Origin of the sequence: Paenibacillus sabuli (genome assembly GCF_014705605.1) — a bacterium.
Lineage (GTDB): Bacteria > Bacillota > Bacilli > Paenibacillales > Paenibacillaceae > Paenibacillus_D > Paenibacillus_D sabuli.
Map to the genome: position 1 here is coordinate 1 of NZ_JACXIZ010000107.1, position 1,110 is coordinate 1,110.

The following is a 1,110-nucleotide window of genomic DNA, read 5'->3' on the forward strand; positions in this document are numbered from 1 at the left end:
CGCACGAGCTGGACGAAGACGTTCTCCTCGCTCGGCACGTTCCAGATCCGGCAGGTCGTCTACGACTCCAAGGGCCAGATGGATCAGGCGACGCGCCAAGTGACGGTGCTTAATCGCAAGCCGGTGGGCAACGTCACGACGCCGAGCAGCAGCAACGAGCATGCGCCGACCAAGTTCGACATGTTCCGGCCGACGTTCCGCTTCACCTACAGCGACGCCGACGGCGACGCGCAGCAGCAGTACAACGTGCGCATCAACCGTTATGACGGCACGCTGGTGCTCGACTCGGGCATCAAGAACGGCAACGCGCTGGCGTGGCAGCCGACGGCCGACCTGCCGGAAAACGTCAACTTGTACATCCGCGTCCGCGTGCATGACGGCTATGAATGGGGTGGATGGAGCAGTATGAAATACTTCTATATTGAGACGAACCGGCCGCCGGTAGCGGCCTTCGACTGGACGCCGAAGCCGGTGTGGGAGGGCGATACGCTGCAGTTGCTCGATCGCGCCAGCGACCCGGACGGGGATGCGCTCACGTATGCCTGGACGATCCGGGCGCCGGGGGGCGCGGTGACGAAGGCGACGGCGCAGGAGCCGCAGATCGCCCCGAGCGTGCCGGGGACGTATACGGTGACGCAGACGGTGAGCGACGGGCGGGAGACGAGCCGCGTCACCCATGCGATTGCGGTACGGCCGCTGACGCTGACCGGGCAGGTGCATCACACGCCGCAGTGGCTGGAGATCCACGAGGCGGCGGGGCACGAGACGGTGACGGCGCCCAAGGACTTCTACACCGGGGAGATCCTCGTGCTGTACGCGCGGACATCGGAGGCGCCGGTGGCGTGGGTGCGGGCGGGGCTGGCCGGGGCGCGGCGCGGAGGCGGCACGCTGGAGACGGAGGTGCGGCTGCAGGCGGGAGGCGAGCCGCAGACGTACGAGGCGGAGCTGTACGATGAACGGTGGCAGGCGCTGGACACGGGGCTGGCCGAGGGCGAGCAGACGGTGGTGTTCACGGTGCGCTATGCCAATGGCGTGGAGAAGACCGACGCGGTGCCGATCCGGATCATCGGCCATGTGCTCGAGTCGGTGCAGGTGCACCGGCGGCAGTGA

General features: G+C 67.7%; 1 protein-coding gene. It reads left to right on the forward strand.

Annotated features, from left to right (window positions below; all coding sequences use genetic code 11):
- A partial coding sequence (locus IDH44_RS26300; RefSeq protein ID WP_190921787.1) for a glycoside hydrolase family 78 protein occupies positions 1 to 1,110 on the forward strand: 1,110 nt, incomplete at its 5' end.